The organism is Micromonospora sp. 4G55, from assembly GCF_016803375.1.
In genome coordinates this window covers 1-13,922 of the sequence record NZ_JAEVHN010000106.1, presented here as the reverse complement: position 1 = coordinate 13,922, position 13,922 = coordinate 1, and the positions used below count along the sequence as shown (strand labels likewise).

The window sequence follows — 13,922 nt, the reverse complement described above, 5'->3', positions numbered from 1 at the left end:
GCCTCGGCGGCGTCCGGCGACCCGGTGCGGGCGGCGACGGGGGGCGCGCCGGACCGGGTGGCGGGATCGCCTTTCGTCGTCACCGCTAAAGCGTGCCCGACCGATGCAAGAGAAGACAACCGGACGGTAATAACGGTCGGGTTGCGTCGGGTCGGCTCAACCCCGACTTGCGGATTGCCGGCGGCGTGGCACTATTGAGTCAAGTTCACTCAACTTGCGGTGCGGTCGCTGCGGGCGGCCCGCCGGGCAGGCCCGTGACCTGCCTCAACGTTACGAAGCGAGGAAGCGAAGATGGCACGTGCGGTCGGTATCGACCTCGGCACGACGAACTCCTGCGTCAGCGTTCTCGAGGGCGGTGAGCCCACCGTCATCGCCAACGCTGAAGGCTCGCGGACGACCCCGTCGATCGTCGCGTTCGCCCGCAACGGCGAGGTGCTCGTCGGTGAGGTCGCGAAGCGCCAGGCGGTGACCAACCCCGACCGGACCATCCGGTCGGTCAAGCGGGAGATCGGCACCAACTGGTCCGTCGACATCGACGGCAAGAAGTACACCCCGCAGGAGATCTCGGCGCGGACGCTGATGAAGCTCAAGCGGGACGCCGAGGCGTACCTGGGCGAGCAGATCACCGACGCGGTGATCACCGTCCCCGCCTACTTCAACGACGGTCAGCGCCAGGCCACCAAGGAGGCCGGTGAGATCGCCGGCTTCAACGTGCTGCGGATCGTCAACGAGCCGACCGCGGCCGCCCTGGCGTACGGGCTGGACAAGGGCTCCAAGGAGCAGACCGTCCTGGTCTTCGACCTCGGTGGCGGCACCTTCGACGTGTCGCTGCTGGGCTGGCCGAGGGCGTCATCGAGGTCAAGTCGACCAGCGGTGACAACCACCTCGGTGGCGACGACTGGGACCAGCGCATCATCGACCACCTGGTGAAGACCTTCCGTGGCGAGCACGGCATCGACCTGGGCCAGGACAAGATGGCCCTGCAGCGGCTCCGTGAGGCCGCCGAGAAGGCCAAGATCGAGCTCTCCGCCGCCACCACCACCAACATCAACCTGCCGTACATCACCGCCGGCTCCGCCGGCCCGCTGCACCTCGACGTGACGCTGAGCCGCGCCGAGTTCCAGCGGATGACGCAGGACCTGCTGGACCGCTGCAAGGGCCCGTTCGAGCAGGCCGTGAAGGACGCCGGGATCAAGATCTCCGACGTCGAGCACGTGATCCTGGTCGGCGGTTCGACCCGGATGCCCGCCGTGACCGACCTGGTCAAGCAGCTCACCGGCCGCGAGCCGAACAAGGGCGTCAACCCGGACGAGGTCGTCGCCGTCGGCGCCGCCCTGCAGGCCGGTGTGCTCAAGGGTGAGGTCAAGGACGTCCTGCTGCTCGACGTGACCCCGCTGAGCCTGGGCATCGAGACCAAGGGCGGCATCTTCACCAAGCTGATCGAGCGCAACACCACCATCCCGACCAAGCGGTCCGAGGTCTTCACCACGGCGGACGACAACCAGCCGTCGGTGCTGATCCAGGTCTTCCAGGGTGAGCGGGAGATCGCGGCCTACAACAAGAAGCTCGGCACCTTCGAGCTGACCGGCCTCCCGCCGGCGCCGCGGGGCGTGCCGCAGATCGAGGTCGCCTTCGACATCGACGCCAACGGCATCGTGAACGTGCACGCCAAGGACCTGGGCACCGGCAAGGAACAGAAGATGACGATCACCGGCGGCTCCTCGCTGCCGAAGGACGACATCGAGCGGATGCGCCGGGACGCCGAGGAGCACGCGGAGGAGGACAAGCGCCGCCGCGACGACGCGGAGACCCGCAACGTGGCCGAGGCGCTCCAGTGGCAGACCGAGAAGTTCCTCGCCGAGAGCGGCGACAAGCTGCCCAGCGAGAACCGCGACCAGATCAACGAGGCCCTCGGCGAGCTGCGCGGTGCGCTCGGCGGCCAGGACATCGAGAAGATCAAGGCGGCGCACGAGCGGCTGGCGCAGGTCTCCCAGCAGGCCGGTTCGCTGCTCTACTCGCAGCAGGCCGAGCAGGGTGAGCAGCCGGGCGCGGCCGGCCCGGGCGCGGGTGCCGGTGCCGCCGGCGGCCCGCAGGCCGGTGGCGGCGACGACGTGGTCGACGCGGAGATCGTGGACGAGGACAAGAAGTGACGGTCCGTCCCCGATCCGGACTCACGGTAGAGAGAACGAGGTAGTCGCATGACGGAGAAGCCACGAGCCGCCGACCCGGGAGCCACCGGGTCGGTGCCGGGTGGCTCCGCGCCCGCCGAGCAGGCCGCCGGCGACGGGCCGCGGGTCGTCATCCGCAACAACCGCAAGATCGGCAAGACCGAGGAGGCGCCCGCCGCCGCCGACGCCGGGGCGGACGTCCCGGCCGAGGGCCTGGTGGAGGAGGCCGAGGTCGTGGTCGACGAGATCGAGGTCGAGACGGTCGACGGTCCGATCCCGGCCGGTCCGCCCGTGGTGGACGCCCCCGCGCAGCCGGTCGACGGCGGCGCGGTGGCCCCACTCGGCGCCGAGCTGGAGGCCCTCCGGGCCGAGCTCGACGAGCGAACCCGGGACCTGCAGCGGGTGTCGGCGGAGTACGCCAACTACCGCAAGCGGGTGGACCGCGACCGCGGTCTGGTCCAGGAGCAGGCGACCGGCTCGGTGCTCGCCGCGCTGCTGCCGATCCTGGACGACCTGGACCGGGCCCGCGAGCACGGCGACCTGGTGGGGCCGTTCGGCACGGTGGCCGAGCAGCTCACCACCGCGCTGGGCAAGTTCGGGCTGACCCCGTTCGGGGAGCAGGGCGACCCGTTCGACCCGACCCGGCACGAGGCGGTCGCGCACCAGACCTCGGCCGACGTGGACGAGCCGACCTGCGTCCAGGTGATGCGTCGGGGCTACCAGCTCGGGGAGCGGCTGCTGCGGCCGGCACTGGTCGCGGTCGCCGACCCGGAATAGTGCGGAACCATCCGGTCGCCTCGCCCGCCGTACGACGGCGGGTGGGGCGACCGGGCCACATCAGGCGGAAGGGGGTGGACCGGTGAGTTCCAAGGACTGGATCGAGAAGGACTACTACGCCGCGCTCGGCGTGCAGAAGTCCGCCTCCTCGGACGAGATCAAGAAGGCGTACCGGAAGCTGGCCCGGGAGTCGCACCCGGACCACAACCCGGGTGACCCGAAGGCCGAGGAGCGGTTCAAGACCGTCTCCGAGGCGTACGCGGTGCTCGGCGACGAGGCCAAGCGCCGCGAGTACGACGAGCTGCGCTCGCTGTTCGGCTCGGGCGCGTTCCGGCGCGGCGCCCGGGGTGCCGGGCAGCCCGGCGGGGTGCCGTTCGACGTCTCCGACCTCTTCGGCGGCGGGGGCGCCGGTGGCGCCGACACCCGGTTCGGCGGGGGTGGCTTCACCGACCTGTTCAGCTCGATCTTCTCCGGCGGTGGCGGGGCCGGTGGCCCGGCGCGTCCCCGCGGCCCGGCCCGCGGCCGGGACGTGGAGACCGAGGTGGCGCTCGACTTCGACGACGCCGTACGCGGGGTGACCGTCCCGCTGACGCTGCGCGCGCCGGGGGTCTGCGACACCTGCCACGGCGACGGCGCGAAGCCGGGCACCCGGCCGAAGGCCTGCCCGGTCTGCCACGGCGCCGGGGTGACCACCCGCAACCAGGGGTCGTTCAGCTTCTCCGAGCCGTGCCGCACCTGTCAGGGCGTGGGCACCGTCGTCGAGGAGAAGTGCCCGGAGTGCCAGGGCACCGGCGGGGTGACCAAGACCCGCACGCTGAACGTCCGCTTCCCCGCCGGGGTGGCCGACGGCCAGCGGATCAGGCTGGCCGGGCGCGGCGAGCCGGGTGAGCGGGGTGGCCCGGCCGGTGACCTCTTCGTGCAGGTCAAGGTCCGCCCGGATGAGCTGTTCGGGCGTACCGGGGACGACCTCACCCTGACCGTGCCGATCACCTTCGCCGAGGCGGTGCTCGGCACCGACCTGCGGGTGCCCACCCTCGACGGCGCGGTGACCCTGCGGGTGCCGCCGGGTACGCCGTCCGGGCGGGTGCTGCGGGCCCGGGGCAAGGGCGTGGTGCGGCGCGACGGTCGGGCCGGTGACCTGCTGGTCACGCTGGACGTGGTGGTGCCGGCGGTGGTGTCGGACGAGGCGCGGGCGACGCTGGAGTCGTTCGCCGAGCAGACTCCGCCGGCGGCTCGGGAACATCTCGACGCGCGGGTGCGTCGGGTCGGTTGACCGGTGGATCGGGTGCGGAGGTGAGCGGGATGTCGGGCGATTTCGTCGGTTCGGGTGACCCTGCCTACGAGGCCAAGGTGCTGATGATCTCGGTCGCGGCGCGGATGGCGGGGATGCACCCCCAGACCCTGCGCCAGTACGACCGGCTGGGCCTGGTGCAGGCCGGCCGGGCGGCCGGCGGTGGGCGTCGCTACAGCGTGCGTGACGTGGTGCTGCTGCGCGAGGTGCAGCGGCTCAGCCAGGACGACGGCATCAACCTGGCCGGCGTGAAGCGGATCATCGGCCTGGAGCGGCTGCTGGAGCAGGCGCAGCAGCGGGTGGCCCGGCTGGAGGCCGAGCTGGACGCCGCGTACCGGCGGATCGCCGAGCTGGAGTCGCTGGGCGGTTTCCCGCGCGGCGACCTGGTGCCCACCAACCGCACGTCGACGGCGCTGGTCGTCTGGCGTCCCCGCCGTACCCCGGACCGCTGAACCTCCGGCCCCGCCCGGCCGAATGGCCGGGCGCGGCCGTCCCGCCCGGTCCGGGTCCCTCGCGCGACCCGGACGCCGACTCGCGGGCCCCGCTGACCGGCGCCGGGCCTTCCGGTGGCGCCAGTTCGCGTTTCTCCGGCGACGGCCGGACCGGTTGGGTTAGCCTCAGAACCAGGTCCAACCCACTCAATCCGGACTCCGATGGCAGGGGGAGCCATGGCGGAATCGGCGAAGAAGGTTGCCCAGCAGACGGAGGACCGGCTCGACAAGGTGGCCGAGAACCTTCGGCAGGGGTTCGACCGGGTGACCAAGGGTCGCTTCAGCGACGAGATCAAGAACGGCCGGTTCAGCGACCAGGTCGACCACGGCATCGACCAGGGTCGCGTCGAAGCGAGACGCCGGAAGCAGGGTGGATCGGAACGCTGACGATCCGCCGACGTGCGGGCCGGGACCCACGGGGGGTCCCGGCCCGTTCGCCTGTTCGAGGAGGAGTTGGCACGGGCCGACCGCACCGCGTCGGCGTCGGGCGTCAGCCGATCCGGCGGTTCTCCCGGACCAGGCCGCCCTCGCACCAGTCGTGGTAGACGAAGAGGTCCTGCCGGGCCAGCAACACCCGGCTGTTATGCGCCCAGTTGCGCATCAGCTCGTCGCCCTCCCGCTCGGCCTGCTCGACCAGCTTGCGGAAGCGGCGCTTCGGGTGGGCGCGGAAGTTCGTCCGGATGCCGTCCGCCGCGTAGATGTAGAGGCAGTGCAGGGCGAACCGGCGGGCCGGGCAGGCCGGGTCCATCGCCAGGTCGAAGAGGGTGAGCACCAGGTGGTCGCCGGCGACCAGCAGGTCCCAGTCGGGTGGCATCGAGGCCAGCGGCACCGAGTCCGGGTGGTAGGCCCACGCCCGCAACTCCGTCGGCGACGGGTCGACGGGGTTGGCGAAGCCGTGGAACGTCGGATCCTGCACGCTCACCGGCAACCTTCCGCTTCCGCCCGCGGGGCACACTGGCCACCCGCGGACCCCTGGCTCGTTGGGGCAGAACGGTAACCGTCGTCGGCGGGCTGGCGGAAGAGCCTGTCGGGAGCAATTCGGCAACGGGCGGACCGGCCGGGTCAGCCGTACGGCCGACCCGGCCGGGGCACGCTCAGTCGGTGGTCGGCACCGGTTCGGGCCGGCGGAACGTGGCCCGCCGCCGCAGCCAGACCTTGAACCACCCCATGTCGGGCAGCCGCGCCAGCATCGGCCCGGTCACCACCGTGATCAGCACGTACGCCGTGGCGAGCGCCGCCAGCCTGGGCTCGACGGTGCCGGCGGCGACGGCCAGCCCGGCGATGACGATGGAGAACTCACCGCGCGGCATCAGCGCGAAGCCGGCCCGCCAGCGCCCGGGCTCGGCGATGCCCGCCCGGCGGGCCGCCAGGTAGCCGGTGAGCAGCTTCGTCCCCATGGTCACCACGGCCAGGGCGAGCGCCGGCAGCAGCACCGGCGGCATGTCCCGGGGGTCGGTGACCAGGCCGAAGAAGACGAAGAAGACCGCCGCGAAGAGGTCCCGCAGCGGGGAGAGCAGCTCGGTCGCGTGGTGCGCCACCGGCCCGGAGAGCGCGATGCCGACCAGGAACGCGCCCACCGCCGCCGACACCTGGAGCTTGGCCGCGACGCCGGCGACCAGCAGGGTCAGCCCGAGGACGCCGAGCAGCAGCGCCTCCGGGTCCTTGGCGGACAGCGCCGAGGAGATGAGGTGGCCGTACCGGATGGCGACCACCAGGACGACGACCACGGTGAGCACCGCGACGCCGAGGGCGATGCCGCCCTTGACCAGCCCGACGCCGGCCAGCAGCGCGGTGACCAGCGGCAGGTAGAGCGCCATGGCCAGGTCCTCGATGACCAGCACGGAGAGGATCACCGGGGTCTCCCGGTTACCGACCCGGCCCAGGTCGCCGAGGACCTTGGCGATCACGCCGGAGGACGAGATCCAGGTGATGCCGCCGAGCACCACGGCGGCCACCCAGCCCCAGCCGAGCAGCAGCGCGAACGCGAAGCCGGGCAGCGCGTTGAGCAGCGCGTCGATCAGCCCGGCCGGCGCGGCGGAGCGCAGGTTGCCGACCAGTTCGTTGGCGCTGTACTCCAGACCGAGCATGACCAGCAGCAGGATGACGCCGATCTCCGCGCCGACGGCGAAGAACTCCTCGCTGGCGTTGAGCGGCAGCAGGCCGCCGTGGCCGAAGCCCAGGCCGGCGAGGAGGTAGAGCGGGATCGGGGAGACCCCGAACCGCCGGCTGAGCCGGCCCAGGAGTCCGAGGAGCAGCAGCAGCGCGCCGACCTCGACGAGCAGTGTGGTGGTTTCGTGCATCCGCCTCAGCCGTCCGGGTCACTGTCGGCGAGGATGGCGGTCACTCCGTCGAGACCCTGGCGGGTACCGACCACGACCACCACGTCACCGGCCGCGAAGCGGAAGGTGGGATCGGGTGAGACGTTCACCTCGCCCTGGCGGAGCACCGCCACGATCGAGGCGCTGGTGCGGGTGCGTGCCTTGGTGTCGCCCAGCCGCTTGTTGACGTACTTCGAGCCCGCCGGGATGGCGATCTGCTCGGTCAGCAGCCCGGCCGCCTGCTCGCGCAGGCCGGAGAGCTGGCCGAGCATCAGCGACGCGCCGAGGATGTCGGCGAGCGCCTCCGCCTCGTCGTCGGTGAGCGGGATGTCCGCCTGGCAGGCGTCGGGATCGTCCGGGTCGTACAGGACGAGGTCACGGCGGCCGTTGCGGTGGGAGACCACCCCCAGCCGGCGGCCGGATTCCGTCACCAGGTCGTGACGCACGCCGATTCCCGGTAGGGCAGTCTGTTCGACACGTACTCGCACCCGGGCAAGGCTACCCTGCCGAGGAGGGGCCCATGATCGATCGAGTGCTCCGCCCGGTGGTCGCCCTGCTGGCCGTCCCGGCGCTGGTGGCGTGCTCGGCGATCGGGGACATCCGCCGCGACCCGCCGTCCCGGTCCGCCGCACCGTCGCCGACGGCCGTGACCGTGCCGGCACCGCCGCCGTCCGCCGGCTTCGACGAGGTACGCGCCGGCCGGGTCGCCGTCGCCGAGCGGTACGACGACCCGTTCGTGGAGTTCTCCGACGCCGCGCACGGCTGGGCGCTCTTCGCCAGCTGCGACGGTGGCCCGCCGGACCGGACCTGCCCGGCGCTGCTCTTCTCCACCCTGGACGGTGGGCGCTCCTGGCTGACGGTGCGCCACCCGCGCCCGGTCGCCGACAACCAGCAGCTCTACACCGCGCCGGGACTGGTGACGCTGCTGGCCGAGCCGCACGGCTGGTACACCTCGACCGACGGCGGCGCGAGCTTCGTGCGGACCGACGGGGAGCCGCCTGCCTGGCGGGCCGCGCAGGGGCGGTTCCAGGTGATCGAGGCGACCGGCCGGGTGGGCGAGTGGGACGGCGCGGCGCTGCGTCCGCTGGCCGCCCAGCCGTCCGTGCCGGCGTCGAACACCGTCGCGTCCTCCGCCGACCTGCTGGTGGCGGCGGGGGTGGGTAACGAGGGACCGTACGCGGCGGTCTCCACGGACCGGGGTCGGAGCTGGCAGCGGACGCCGGTGCCGGCACCCGACGGCACCGTTGCCATTCTGCGGGCGGAGGTCGCCCCGGACAGTCAGGTCTGGCTGGTGGGTGAGCGGTCGGACCGGATGGACTTCCCGGCGCTCTGGCGGTGGCAGGGGCGGTGGACGTCCGTGCCGGCGCAGTCCTACCCCTCCCGGATCCTGTCGGTCGCCCCGATCGGCGCCGGGCGGGTCGCGGTGACCGGCCCGTACGGCGCAGGCGTGGTGATCGACGGCCGGTACACCCCGGTCCCCTGGCCGGTGGGCCCGGAGCACTACCTGACCACCCTGGACGACGGCACCGTCTTCGCCCGCGGGCCGGCGGACGTGGTGCTGGGCACCGGCGTCGGCACGGACCGGCGTTGGGTACGGGTGACCGTCGGCGGCGACTGACGGGCGACCATCGGGCGCGCGCCGGGCGGGGCGGGCGGCGCGCCCGGCCGGGGATTCCCGACCGGGCGCACGCCTGCCGCCGGCTCAGCGGAGCGCGGCGAAGAACTCCCGGATGTCGGCGACCAGCACGTCGGTCGCCTCGTGCGCGGCGTAGTGCCCGCCCACGTCGCCGCGCCCTTCCACGTCGGCCTGGTACGCCGTCCAGCGCACGATGTTGCCGTGGTCCCGCTCGGCGAAGCGGCGGATCGACTGGAAGTCGCCGGGGAACATCGCCAGCCCGGTCGGGCTCGTCGTCGGCCCGGTCGGGTGCTCGGTGGTGTGCGCGTCCTCCCAGTAGAACCGCATCGACGAGGCCGCCGTGCCGGTGAACCAGTAGATCGCCACGTTGGCGAGCACGAAGTCGGGGTCCAGGCTCCGGTCGAAGAGCTGACCGTTCCAGGCGAGCAGCCCGACCGGTGAATCGGCCAGCGCGAACGCCAGGGTCTGCGGCTGCTGGCTCTGCACCTGGTTGAAGGAGAACTTGTTCTCGAAGAACCACTGCAGGTGCGCGAGGGCCGCCTGGTCGGCCTCGGAGAGCCCCTGGAACTCGCTCGGGTCCCCGGACGGGAACGAGAAGAGCTGGGTGACGTGGACGCCGAGCACGTGCGCGGCGTCGATGCGGCCGATCTCCGGCGAGATCATCGAGCCGGCGTCGTTGCCGACCGCGCCGTAGCGGTCGTAACCGAGCCGGGCCATCAGCTCCGCCCACGCTCGGGCGGTGCGGTACCGGTTCCAGCCGGGGCTGCGGGTCGGCCCGGAGAAGCCGAAGCCCGGCAGCGACGGGATGACCAGGTGGAACGCCGGCGCCGTGGGGTCGGTGGGCTCGGTGAGCGGGGCGATGACGTCCAGGTACTCCACCACCGAGCCGGGCCAGCCGTGGGTGAGCACGAGCGGGGTGGCGTCAGTGCGGGACGACCGGACGTGCAGGAAGTGGATGTCCTCGCCGTCGATCTCGGTGACGAACTGCGGGTGGGCGTTCAGCCGCGCCTCCACGGCCCGCCAGTCGAACTTCTCCAGCCAGTACGTCACCAGCTCGCGGACCCGGTCGGTGGTCGTGCCGTACGCGTCGCCGACGCCCGGGAGCTCCCCGGGCCAGACGGCCCGGCGGAGCCGGGCGGCGAGGTCGTCGAGGGCGGTCTGCGGGATGTCGACGCGGAACGGGCGGATGGCGATGCCGGACATGCGCTGCTCCTCAGAACGGAATGTTTCGTTCCGTTCAACCATAGCAGAGCGGAATGATCCGTTCCACTGTTATCCTCGGGTCATGCCGAACCCGACCGACACCCCGCCGCTCGCCGGCAGGCGCGCGCAGGCGGCGCGCAACGACGCGGTGATCCTGGAGGCTGCCCGCGCGGTCTTCCTCGCCGACCCGAAGGCCCCGATCGCCGCGGTCGCCGAGCGCGCCGGCGTGGGGATCAGCGCCCTCTACCGGCGGTACGCCGGCAAGGAGGACCTGCTGCGCAAGCTCTGCCACGACGGCCTGCGGCGGTTCATCGGGGCGGCCGAGGAGGCGGCCGGCGACCCGGACGACTGGTCCGCCTTCGCCGGCTTCCTGGAGCGCATCGTCGATGCCGACGTGCACTCGCTGACCGTGCACCTGGCCGGTACCTTCACCCCGACGCCGGAGATGGGTCGGGACGCGGCGCGGGCCAACGAGCTCACCGCGGCGCTGGTGGAGCGGGCGCGGGATGCCGGGCGGCTCCGACCCGACCTGGTGGCGCAGGACGTCGGGCTGCTGCTGGAGGGGTGCGCAGCGATCCGCGTACCCGATCCGGAACGGACCCGGCAGTTGCGCCGGCGGCACCTCGCGGTGCTGCTGGCCGGCCTCGCCGTCACCGACCCCCCGCTGCCGGGGCCGCCGCCCGCCGCCGGGGAGTTCGACTGGCGGTGGCGGCGACCCGAGTGACCCGGGTCACACAGCTGGAGTTGAGCGGAATAGGCTCAACTCTGGTTTCGTCCTTACTGGTGGACACGCCGATCCAGGGGAGCCCATGAACACGGAACGCCTCACCACCAAGAGCCGCGAGACCATCACCGGTGCCGTCGCGCTGGCGAACCAGCGCGGTCACGCCACGTGGAGCCCTGGCACCTGCTGCTGGCCCTGCTGGACACCGACGGCTCGACCGCCGCCGGCCTGCTGCGCGCCGTCGGGGCCGACCCCGCCGAGCTGCGCCGGGTCGCCCAGCGCTCGGTCGACGCGCTGCCCGCCGCCCGGGGCTCCAGCATCGCCGAGCCCACGCTGGCCCGCGAGTTCGTCAACGCCATCGGTGCCGCCGAGCAGATCGCCCGGCCGCTCGGCGACGAGTACACCTCGACCGAGCACCTGCTCGCCGGCCTGGCCCGGGTCGGTGGCGCGGTCTCCGGCGCGCTGAAGGGGGTCGGGGCCACCGAGGAGAACCTGGTGGCCGCCTTCCCGACCGTCCGGGGCGGCGACCGTCGGGTCACCACCGCCGACCCCGAGCAGACCTACCAGGCCCTCGCCAAGTACGGCGTCGACCTGACCGCCAGCGCCCGGGACGGCAAGATCGACCCGGTGATCGGCCGGGACTCGGAGATCCGCCGGGTGATCCAGGTGCTGTCCCGCCGGACCAAGAACAACCCGGTGCTCATCGGTGAGCCGGGCGTCGGCAAGACGGCGATCGTCGAGGGGCTGGCCCAGCGGATCGTCGCCGGCGACGTGCCCGAGTCGCTGCGCGACAAGAAGTTGGTCTCGCTCGACCTCGGCGCGATGGTCGCCGGCGCGCAGTACCGGGGCCAGTTCGAGGAGCGGCTGAAGTCCGTCCTCGAGGAGATCAAGAACTCGAACGGCCAGGTCATCACCTTCCTCGACGAGCTGCACACCGTCGTCGGCGCCGGCAAGGGCGAGGGTTCGATGGACGCCGGCAACATGCTCAAGCCGATGCTGGCCCGTGGCGAGCTGCGGATGGTCGGCGCGACCACGCTGGACGAGTACCGCGAGCACATCGAGAAGGACCCGGCGCTGGAGCGCCGCTTCCAGCCGGTGCTGGTCGGCGAGCCGACCATCGAGGACACCATCGGCATCCTGCGCGGCCTCAAGGAGCGCTACGAGGTGCACCACGGCGTACGGATCACCGACGCCGCGCTGGTCGCCGCCGCCGCCCTCTCCGACCGCTACATCACCGACCGGTTCCTGCCGGACAAGGCGATCGACCTGGTCGACGAGTCGGCCTCCCGGCTCCGCATGGAGATCGACTCCCGCCCGGTGGAGGTCGACGAGATCGAGCGGGCCGTACGCCGGCTGGAGATCGAGGAGATGGCGCTGGCCAAGGAGCCCGACGCCGCCTCCGCCGAGCGGCTGGAGCGGCTGCGCAAGGAGCTGGCCGACAAGCGCGAGCAGCTCACCGCGCTCTCGGAGCGCTGGCAGACGGAGAAGAGCCACATCACCAAGCTCTCCACCGCCAAGGAGGAGCTGGAGCGGCTCGGCGGCGAGGCCGAGCGGGCCGAGCGCGACGGTGAGCTGGAACGCGCCGCCGAGCTGCGCTACGGCCGCATCCCGGCGCTCAAGACCGAGCTGAAGCAGGCCGAGGAGGAGCTGGCCCGGCTCCAGGCCGACGGCGCGATGCTCAAGGAGGAGGTCGGCGCGGACGACATCGCCGCGGTGGTCGCCTCCTGGACCGGCATCCCCGCCGGCCGGCTGCTGGAGGGGGAGACCGCCAAGCTGCTCCGGATGGAGGAGTCGCTGGCCTCCCGGGTGGTCGGCCAGGCCGAGGCGGTGGGCGCGGTCTCCGACGCCGTCCGCCGCGCGCGGGCCGGCGTCGCCGACCCGGACCGCCCGACCGGCAGCTTCCTCTTCCTCGGCCCGACCGGCGTCGGCAAGACCGAGCTGGCCAAGGCGCTCGCCGAGTTCCTCTTCGACGACGAGCGGGCCATGGTCCGCATCGACATGAGCGAGTACGGCGAGAAGCACTCCGTCGCCCGCCTGGTCGGCGCCCCGCCCGGGTACATCGGCTACGAGGAGGGCGGCCAGCTCACCGAGGCGGTGCGCCGCCGGCCGTACTCGGTGATCCTGCTCGACGAGGTGGAGAAGGCCCACCCGGACGTCTTCGACATCCTGCTCCAGGTGCTCGACGACGGCCGGCTCACCGACGGCCAGGGCCGCACGGTGGACTTCCGCAACGCGATCCTGATCCTCACCTCCAACCTCGGGTCGTCGGTGATCAGCGACCTGACGCTGGCCGAGGAGCAGCGCCGCGAGGGGGTCCTCGCCGTGGTCCGCTCGCACTTCAAGCCGGAGTTCCTCAACCGCCTCGACGACATCGTGGTCTTCGCCGCGCTGCGCGGCGACGACCTGCGCTCCATCGTCGACATCCAACTCAACCGGATGCGAAAGCGTCTCGCCGACCGTCGGTTGGCACTGGAGATCACCGAGGCGGCCCGAGGGTGGCTCGCCGAGCACGGCTACGACCCGATCTACGGCGCCCGCCCGCTGCGCCGCCTGGTCCAGACCGCCATCGGCGACCAGCTCGCCAAGGCGCTGCTGGCCGGGCAGATCCGCGACGGCGACACCGTCCGGGTGGACCTCGCCGACACCAAGGACGCCCTCACGGTCACCCCGGCCTGACCCACCCGCACCACCCCACGACGGGCCCGCCTCGCCCGGCGGCGTCCGCGCATCCTCCCGGCCCCGTACCGCTCCGGACCCGCCCCGGTGATCAAGAGGTTTGCGTCGGCGAAACCTGGCCCGCCGACGCAAACCTCTTGATCAGGAGGGTGGGGGGGTGGCGGGACGGGGAAAGGATGGGGGCATGTTCGGGATCGGGAAGAGCAGGGACCGGGAGCTGGACGCGGCCGTCAAGGAGCTCGCCGGGGCGGACACGCTGGCGTTCGGCGGGGTGGGCATCGCGGGCACGCTGCTGCCGGTGACGGAGGCGTACCGGCGGGTCGAGGAGGCCCTCCACGCGCACCCGGACGAGGCCCGGGACAAGGTCGACTGGCTGCTCCGGCACGGCTCGCCGGCCGGAAAGGCGTACGCGGCGACCCTGCTGGAGCGGGTCGAGCCGGCAGCGGCCCGGGAGGCCTGGGCGCGCTGCGCGACGACAAGGGCGAGTTCACCACCTTCACCGGCTGCGTGATGGGCAACGCCAGCCTGCACGGGTACGCCACCGAAAGGCTGGCCGGACGGTAGGCCGGAGTCCGGCCGAACGGGGCTGCGGCGCCCCGGCGGCGGCCCGTAGCTTCCCCCGCATGACTCAGGACGCC

General features: G+C 72.7%; 11 protein-coding genes and 2 pseudogenes. 9 read left to right on the top strand and 4 right to left on the bottom strand.

Going from position 1 to position 13,922, the window contains the following annotated elements; all coding sequences use genetic code 11:
• Window positions 1–291 precede the first annotated feature (291 nt).
• The 5 genes and pseudogenes from dnaK to JNW89_RS12015 all read left to right on the top strand — a co-directional run bounded on the left by dnaK (window position 292) and on the right by JNW89_RS12015 (window position 5,114).
• Window positions 292–2,150: pseudogene (gene dnaK / locus JNW89_RS12035) on the top strand (molecular chaperone DnaK).
• A gap of 48 nt (window positions 2,151–2,198) precedes the next feature.
• Entirely contained in the window at window positions 2,199–2,945 is a 747-nt protein-coding gene (grpE, locus tag JNW89_RS12030) for a nucleotide exchange factor GrpE (protein ID WP_238448980.1), read from the top strand.
• An 82-nt stretch (window positions 2,946–3,027) separates the two neighbouring features.
• A complete protein-coding gene (dnaJ, locus tag JNW89_RS12025; protein ID WP_210777142.1) occupies window positions 3,028–4,218 on the top strand; it encodes a molecular chaperone DnaJ in 1,191 nt (396 codons plus the stop codon).
• A gap of 29 nt (window positions 4,219–4,247) precedes the next feature.
• The gene (locus JNW89_RS12020; RefSeq protein WP_088959533.1) at window positions 4,248–4,688 is read left to right on the top strand and encodes a heat shock protein transcriptional repressor HspR; all 441 of its coding nucleotides are present in this window, start codon (window positions 4,248–4,250) and stop codon (window positions 4,686–4,688) included.
• A gap of 216 nt (window positions 4,689–4,904) precedes the next feature.
• Entirely contained in the window at window positions 4,905–5,114 is a 210-nt protein-coding gene (locus tag JNW89_RS12015) for a hypothetical protein (protein WP_238448979.1), read from the top strand.
• A gap of 103 nt (window positions 5,115–5,217) precedes the next feature.
• Here the strand turns inward: JNW89_RS12015 and JNW89_RS12010 are convergent, their stop codons facing one another.
• The 3 genes from JNW89_RS12010 to JNW89_RS12000 form a co-directional block, all read right to left on the bottom strand.
• Window positions 5,218–5,649, bottom strand: coding sequence for a hypothetical protein (locus JNW89_RS12010; RefSeq protein WP_210777139.1), 432 nt, complete (start codon window positions 5,647–5,649; stop codon window positions 5,218–5,220).
• 172 nt (window positions 5,650–5,821) lie between these two features.
• Window positions 5,822–7,027, bottom strand: a complete 1,206-nt coding sequence (locus JNW89_RS12005; RefSeq protein WP_238448978.1) for a cation:proton antiporter — start codon at window positions 7,025–7,027, stop codon at window positions 5,822–5,824.
• Window positions 7,028–7,032: 5 nt separating this feature from the next.
• A complete protein-coding gene (locus JNW89_RS12000) occupies window positions 7,033–7,533 on the bottom strand; it encodes a cation:proton antiporter regulatory subunit (RefSeq protein ID WP_238448977.1) in 501 nt (166 codons plus the stop codon).
• 32 nt (window positions 7,534–7,565) lie between these two features.
• Here JNW89_RS12000 and JNW89_RS11995 point away from each other — a divergent pair, with 32 nt between their 5' ends.
• Complete coding sequence (locus JNW89_RS11995; protein WP_238448976.1) at window positions 7,566–8,663, top strand: hypothetical protein; 1,098 nt, start codon at window positions 7,566–7,568, stop codon at window positions 8,661–8,663.
• A gap of 84 nt (window positions 8,664–8,747) precedes the next feature.
• Here JNW89_RS11995 and JNW89_RS11990 read toward each other — a convergent pair whose 3' ends face one another.
• Window positions 8,748–9,884 carry an epoxide hydrolase family protein gene (locus tag JNW89_RS11990; RefSeq protein WP_238448975.1) on the bottom strand — a complete coding sequence of 379 codons (1,137 nt, stop codon included), beginning with the start codon at window positions 9,882–9,884 and terminating at the stop codon, window positions 8,748–8,750.
• Window positions 9,885–9,966: 82 nt separating this feature from the next.
• On the opposite strand from JNW89_RS11990, the gene JNW89_RS11985 reads away from it, so the two are divergent.
• The 3 genes and pseudogenes from JNW89_RS11985 (at window position 9,967) to JNW89_RS11975 (ending at window position 13,795) form a co-directional block, all read left to right on the top strand.
• Complete coding sequence (locus tag JNW89_RS11985; protein ID WP_238448974.1) at window positions 9,967–10,608, top strand: TetR/AcrR family transcriptional regulator; 642 nt, start codon at window positions 9,967–9,969, stop codon at window positions 10,606–10,608.
• Window positions 10,609–10,693: 85 nt separating this feature from the next.
• Window positions 10,694–13,284: pseudogene (clpB, locus tag JNW89_RS11980) on the top strand (ATP-dependent chaperone ClpB).
• Between the two features lie 184 nt (window positions 13,285–13,468).
• Entirely contained in the window at window positions 13,469–13,795 is a 327-nt protein-coding gene (locus JNW89_RS11975; protein WP_238448972.1) for a hypothetical protein, read from the top strand.
• Window positions 13,796–13,922: the final 127 nt, after the last annotated feature.

Bases quoted from the DNA above. Each gene is read 5' to 3' on its own strand.
- grpE (WP_238448980.1), top strand. From the start codon at position 2,199: ATGACGGAGAAGCCACGAGCCGCCGACCCGGGAGCCACCGGGTCGGTG.
- JNW89_RS12020 (WP_088959533.1), top strand. From the start codon at position 4,248: ATGTCGGGCGATTTCGTCGGTTCGGGTGACCCTGCCTACGAGGCCAAG.
- JNW89_RS12015 (WP_238448979.1), top strand. From the start codon at position 4,905: ATGGCGGAATCGGCGAAGAAGGTTGCCCAGCAGACGGAGGACCGGCTC.
- JNW89_RS12005 (WP_238448978.1), bottom strand. From the start codon at position 7,027: ATGCACGAAACCACCACACTGCTCGTCGAGGTCGGCGCGCTGCTGCTG.
- JNW89_RS11995 (WP_238448976.1), top strand. From the start codon at position 7,566: ATGATCGATCGAGTGCTCCGCCCGGTGGTCGCCCTGCTGGCCGTCCCG.
- JNW89_RS11990 (WP_238448975.1), bottom strand. From the start codon at position 9,884: ATGTCCGGCATCGCCATCCGCCCGTTCCGCGTCGACATCCCGCAGACC.
- JNW89_RS11985 (WP_238448974.1), top strand. From the start codon at position 9,967: ATGCCGAACCCGACCGACACCCCGCCGCTCGCCGGCAGGCGCGCGCAG.
- JNW89_RS11975 (WP_238448972.1), top strand. From the start codon at position 13,469: ATGTTCGGGATCGGGAAGAGCAGGGACCGGGAGCTGGACGCGGCCGTC.